6 protein-coding genes are annotated in these 5,369 nt (G+C 66.2%); all 6 read right to left on the reverse strand.

The genetic code is table 11. From position 1 onward, the window contains the following. Positions 1–1,181: hypothetical protein (locus NM2_RS10335; RefSeq protein ID WP_218025887.1), on the reverse strand; the 1,181-nt coding region annotated here is incomplete at its 3' end. 34 nt (positions 1,182–1,215) lie between these two features. After that, positions 1,216–1,575 carry a YbaB/EbfC family nucleoid-associated protein gene (locus NM2_RS10340; protein ID WP_169816150.1) on the reverse strand — a complete coding sequence of 120 codons (360 nt, stop codon included), beginning with the start codon at positions 1,573–1,575 and terminating at the stop codon, positions 1,216–1,218. Between the two features lie 14 nt (positions 1,576–1,589). After that, on the reverse strand, positions 1,590–2,081 hold the full coding sequence (locus NM2_RS10345) for a YbaB/EbfC family nucleoid-associated protein (RefSeq protein WP_157121018.1): 492 nt from the start codon (positions 2,079–2,081) through the stop codon (positions 1,590–1,592). Positions 2,082–2,213: 132 nt separating this feature from the next. Further along, positions 2,214–2,894, reverse strand: coding sequence for a hypothetical protein (locus NM2_RS10350; protein ID WP_067667056.1), 681 nt, complete (start codon positions 2,892–2,894; stop codon positions 2,214–2,216). Beyond that, complete coding sequence (locus NM2_RS10355; RefSeq protein ID WP_067667058.1) at positions 2,891–4,555, reverse strand: hypothetical protein; 1,665 nt, start codon at positions 4,553–4,555, stop codon at positions 2,891–2,893. Before NM2_RS10355 ends, NM2_RS10350 begins: the two co-directional genes overlap by 4 nt. A gap of 143 nt (positions 4,556–4,698) precedes the next feature. After that, the gene (locus NM2_RS10360) at positions 4,699–5,247 is read right to left on the reverse strand and encodes a hypothetical protein (protein ID WP_067667060.1); all 549 of its coding nucleotides are present in this window, start codon (positions 5,245–5,247) and stop codon (positions 4,699–4,701) included. Positions 5,248–5,369: the final 122 nt, after the last annotated feature.

Genomic DNA, 5,369 nt, shown 5'->3' on the forward strand with positions numbered 1-5,369 from the left:
CTGCTGCCGGTGGTCGATCCGCTGCTGCCGCTGGTGGAACCGTTGGCAGAGCTGCTGCTGGGGCCGGTGCTGCCGCTGGCTCCCGTGCTGCTGGAACTGCTGCTGTCGCTACTCGAGCCGCGCGAACCGCTGGGTCCGCTACTGGAATCGCCGCTGCTGCCATCGCTGCCCGAACCGCTGCTGCCGGAGCTACCCGACGAACCGTTGGACGAATCGCTGGTCTGACTCGGTTCGGGCAGTACCAGAATGTTGTCGCTGGTGGAGGAGAAGGAGTCCGTGTAGTGCTGGGTGAATGCGTTCTGATACGGCTCGGTCTCCGCGGCGATGTCCGAGGCCGAGGTGCTGTATCCGGAGCCGCTGGTGGTCGGCGGGTTGGCCGTGGTCGGCATGCTGTTCTTGGTCTGCTGCAACCAGTGCGACGCGGAGACCAGAACATCACCGATCTTGTTCATGTCGGTGGTCAGCAGATCGGCCGCCTGGACGTACTTCTTCGTCGCGCTGACCGCCGCCGACGCGCCGGATCCGGTCCAGTCGTTCTCCGCCGACTCGATGCTGCTCTCGAGCGTGCTGAAGTCGCCGGCGAGATCCTTTGCGAGCCAATACCATACGCCCCCGGCATCGGCCACGTCCTGCGGCTTGATGCTCTGGCCGATGGAATACAGCTGCTGCCAGCTGAAACTGCTGCCCTGCTCCGGGGTGATGGACAGCGATTCCTTCGTGCCCGAGGAGGACGTGGTGGTCGAACTGCTGGGTATCGTCTGTGATTCCGCCGAACCGCTCGGCGATGTCGCGCCCGAGCCGTCGAACGAGATGTCCTCGAAGCTCTCGGTCGATTCGCCCTCGGAGCTCGCGTACTGCTTGCCGGCGGACACGAACGTGTTGCCCATATCGGTCAGGACGCTGCGATGCTGCTCCAGCACGCTCTTCAGCTCGTCCTGGAACTTCTCTCGGAATACCTCCGCGAGCTGCTCGCCGGACGACGTCTCGGCGATGGCCGGGCTCGCCTGCTTGTAGTTGGACCCGATCCAATTGATCACGCCGACAACCGCGTTCAGCATGGTCTCGACATGCTGGGCGCACTTCTCGGCGATTCCGGACTCCAGCATCAGCTGGCCATCGCTCGCCGAGGTACTCAGGTTCGACCAGCCGGTGTCGTCGGCGGTGCTCGAATCTGTTGCCACGGTCAAACTCCCACGTGCGGTTCGCGATTCGGGTTCAATCCAACTGCTCTCGCAGCTCCGCGAAGGCCTGCGCGGTCTCGTTCGACCTGGCGCGGTCGCCCGGATCGATGGAGATCGGAGCGAACAGTGCATTGGTCTGCTTTGCCACGTCGGTCACCGCCTGAAGCGACGCCTGGGTGATCGCGGCGGAGATCTCGTCGTAGTCGAGATCGCTTATGTCGGAAGAGAATTTGATGTCGATCGCTATTCCATCGGCGTTCACCGTCACGGTGACTCGGCGACGTTCGGCGGTGCCGGCGCCGGTCAACAGGGTGCGCTCCTGCTGGAGTCGGGTGATCTCACTCAGATCGGACCGGAACTGCTCGAGGCTCCGGTCGGTGCTCTCATCGCTCATCCGCGGCATTCCTCTCAGCGGTCGAATCTGCTCTTCGAGCCCGATCGATACTCGACCGCGTCCTCGAATTCGGTTGCCGCCGGGGCGATTCGGCGCTCGCTCGGTGGCGTCAGCGGAGCCGCGGGCGGGGGTGTCACCTCGTCCTGCAACCGAGGCAGGCCCTCGATCAGATCCGACAGCTGCGGCATCGCGGCTCGCGTCGCGCGCATCGGGGCGAGCAGCTCCTCGGTCTTGCGTTTCACATCCTCCGCCGCCTGCTGCGCCGCCTGCAGGGTGGCGCGGGCGATCTGGCTGTAGGTGAGATCGCCGACGTCCTCGGTGAAGCTGGTCTTGATGATGGAACCGGAAGCGTTCACCACCACGGTGATTCGCCCACGCTCCACGCTGGCCGAACCGGTCAGGGCATCACGCTGCCGACGCGTGGCGTTCGCCTGCTCCATGGCGCTGCGGAAGGAGTCGAGGAACTGGGCCGCGTCGGTGGTCAACCGATCATTTGGCTGGGACATGATGCCTCACAACATTTATGAGCGGATGGCCGCAGCAACGATACGGCGCACCAAGGCGAGTCGCCATAGCACTTGCTATGACAGTAATCCCGTTGTCGTGCATGTGATTCCGCTCGAGTCGTGTGCTCGCCATCACAGGCCCGACAGCGTCGTCATGGATTGCTCGATGCCCTCGGTCCGCAGCGGCAGATTCGTGTGATCGATCAGGTACTCGATCACCTCGGCCGCGTCCTGCTGTCCTTCGGCATCGGGCAGCAGGACCAGGAAGCGGCTCGGTTCCGAACTCTGTTCGCCCAGTACGGCAACCAGCTGACGGCTGCGCAGCCGCAGTACCAGCAGCGGCATCCCGGCGTCCTCCGGATCGGAGCTGTCCGGATCGAACGATGCCCGCACCGCCTGTTCCACCAGCGGCAGCGGAAGTTCCAGCCAGGCGATCGGCAGGCCGGAGCCGAGCGATGGCCATTCCTCGGCGTCGACCGGGACCAGCGTCGGTTCCGGCCATGGCAATCGTCGTTCCAGCTCCTCCAGCAAACGTCCCAGGAATGACAGAATCGTTGCCTCTGAATGAATTTCCGCTGCGGCCAGTGCACCGGGCGGCAGCGTCTCGGCGGCTACCGCCCGGACGAATGCCGGATGGAATTCCGCCACGGTGGGCTCGTAGCTGATCCGGTCGATCAGATCGTCGGCGGCGTGCCCGACCACGTCCTGGGAGGTCAGGTCCGGGGCGTAACGCGCGGAGGCGCAGAACATTTCGAGTAGCGTTTCGTACCACTCGTCGTCGAGCGAATCCTGTTCCAGAGGTTCGGGATTCACTTCTGATCCTCGTCACGCTGCGAATCCTGCGAATCGGTCTCCGGCATCCCCGCCAACTGTGCCCATGGATCGGCCTGCTCGTCGGCCGAACCCGAGGCGGATGCCGCACTCCGGGCCGGGCGGCGTTTCTTGCGGTCGGATCCCGAGGCCCCGGCCCCGCGTGCGCCCGCGGCACCGTGCATCCCCGGTTCGTAGCCCCCCTGCTGCGAGGCGGTCGCGCGCGACCGCGACGTGGACGGATCGGTCGACTGCCCGAGCTTGTCGCCCTGGAACGCACCCTTGGACGCGCCACCGGCCGGTCCCATCCCGGCCGCCCGGGATCCGAGCGGCGACCCGGATCCCGCTGTGCCACCGGGGCTTTCGGATCCCATCGAGCCGGAGGCCGCCAAGGGGGAGAACGGGCCGGTGGCCCCGGACCACGGGCCGGTGAGACCGGACGGGCCGCTCGAGGAATCCGTTCCGGAGTTGCCCGACGACGAGTCGGTGCCGGAGTCCGTGCCGCTCGCGCCGCTGGAGCTGGTGGAATAGGTCGAGCCGGTCGCGCTGCTGGAGTCCGTCGAGCCGGTCGCGCTGGAGGAGTCGCTGCCGGAGCTGTCGTTGCCGGAACCGGAGTCGCCGGAACTGCTGTTGGTTCCTTCGCTGGAGGTCCCGCTTCCGGTGGTGCCGCTTGTTGTTCCGTCGCTGGAAGTTCCGCTTCCGGTGGTGCCGCTCGTCGTTCCGTCGCCGGTAGTTCCGCTTCCGGTGGACCCGCCGGTGGTTCCGCCGCTTGTGGTTCCGCCGGTTGTCGCGCCGCTCGTGGTCCCGCCGGTGGTTCCGCCGCTTGTGGTTCCGCCGGTGGTTCCGCCGCCGGTGGTTCGGCCGCTTGTGGTTCCGCCGCTTGTGGTTCCGCCGGTTGTCCCGCCGCTTGTGGTTCCGCCGGTTGTCCCGCCGCTCGTGGTTCTCCCGGTGGTTCCGCCGCTGGAAGTTCCGCCGCCGTTGGAAGTCCCTCCGCCGCTGGACATTACGCTGCCGGAGGTCCCGTCGCCCGAGGTTCCGCTGCTCGTGTCGCCCCCGGTGCTGCTGTTGCTGCCGTCACTGCCCGAGCTGCTCCCGTCGCCGCCTGAGCTGCTGCCGGTGCTGCCGCCGCTGGTGCCGGTACTGCCGCTCGCGGAACCGGATGCACCGGAGGAGTCCGAGGACGTCGAGGCGGAGGTCGCCGGGTTGGAGGTATCGGCGTACTCCACCGAGGCGGAGGTATAGGTATATACGTAGGAGGTCGAGGTGGAAGTCGAGCTCGACGAACCGGAGCCCGAGCCCGAGGAGCTGGAGTCGCCGCCGATGGCCTCGATGAATTCCTCGCCGTAGGCGTCCTCACCGTTCTGGAATGCCGCGGCCGCGTCGACGATTTCGGACCCGTAAGTGGTGAAGATGGACTTGAACGACGCCAGCGCGCCGGTGGCCCCGAGCAGCGAATCCCGGGCTGCGATATATCCGGACGCGCCCTCGGAGAATTCCTTACCGATGCTGTCATTGCCCCACGGCTCACCAAGGCCGTTGATGCTGGCGCTCAGATTCGACAGGATCTTCGACACGTTGTTCGACAGATTCTCGAAATTCTTTCCCGCCGTACTCAGATCGTCGATATCGACTTCCAGCGGCTCCGAGGAATCGGACGACGCCATGGGATCTCCTGACTGCCTTTCGAAACGACCGGCGCGCCGCGGCGAGCACTGCGACGCATCACCAAAATTAATGGTCGCGAACGGAATTCGCGACTCCAGACGAATTATGTGGAATACCTGTGCGACACCTGTGCGGCACGGCTTCATTTCGCGGATCCTGGGGCGGTGATCGGCAGATCCTCGCCGATGTACGTCTTGCGCAGTGCCGCGCCGCCGAGCAGCGGGGTCCGCGATGAGGCCAGCACTCGATCCAGGGGCGCGGGGATCCGGTCCCGAGACAGCGCGCCGAACGGGGAGCTGATGATTTCCGATATCCGTCCGTCCGGATGTACGGCGGTCACGTTCCCGCGGTAGGTCTCACCGGCCAGGCTCAGGAGGGCGTCGATGTCTTCGGGATCCGGTGAGTTCCGTTGAGCGGCTGAATCATTCGTCAGCTGCCGCCCGGTGGTCAGCCATCGGTCGAATTTCTCGCGCTGCTGTTGGTCCTGCTGCCACTGTGCGTCATCGATTCGGCCGTTTCGCCGGTTGGAGTCGGATCGGAGGCGCCGCATGTTCTCGGACCGCTCACGCTCGTCGAGGAATCCCCTGATGCGTGCGGGGATGCGCGCCGCGTCGGTCAGGTGCCAGATTCGGGCGAGGGTGGTGAGCAGCGGGTCGTGCGTGTCGTGCACGGGCTCCCAGTGCGCGGGCATGACCGGGCGTTGCTGCTCGGGTGTGGTCCGACGCTGCTGGTCCGGCGTGGTCGGGGCCGGTGTGGGGCCGTGGTGCCGGGGATCCGCGCCCGCTGGATCGCGGCGGTCGAGGACTCCGGCTG

This window comes from Nocardia miyunensis NBRC 108239 (genome assembly GCF_001613065.1).
In the GTDB taxonomy this organism is placed as follows: domain Bacteria; phylum Actinomycetota; class Actinomycetes; order Mycobacteriales; family Mycobacteriaceae; genus Nocardia; species Nocardia miyunensis.

Bases quoted from the DNA above. Each gene is read 5' to 3' on its own strand.
- NM2_RS10340 (WP_169816150.1), bottom strand. From the start codon at position 1,575: ATGAGCGATGAGAGCACCGACCGGAGCCTCGAGCAGTTCCGGTCCGAT.
- NM2_RS10345 (WP_157121018.1), bottom strand. From the start codon at position 2,081: ATGTCCCAGCCAAATGATCGGTTGACCACCGACGCGGCCCAGTTCCTC.
- NM2_RS10355 (WP_067667058.1), bottom strand. From the start codon at position 4,555: ATGGCGTCGTCCGATTCCTCGGAGCCGCTGGAAGTCGATATCGACGAT.
- NM2_RS10360 (WP_067667060.1), bottom strand. From the start codon at position 5,247: ATGCCCGCGCACTGGGAGCCCGTGCACGACACGCACGACCCGCTGCTC.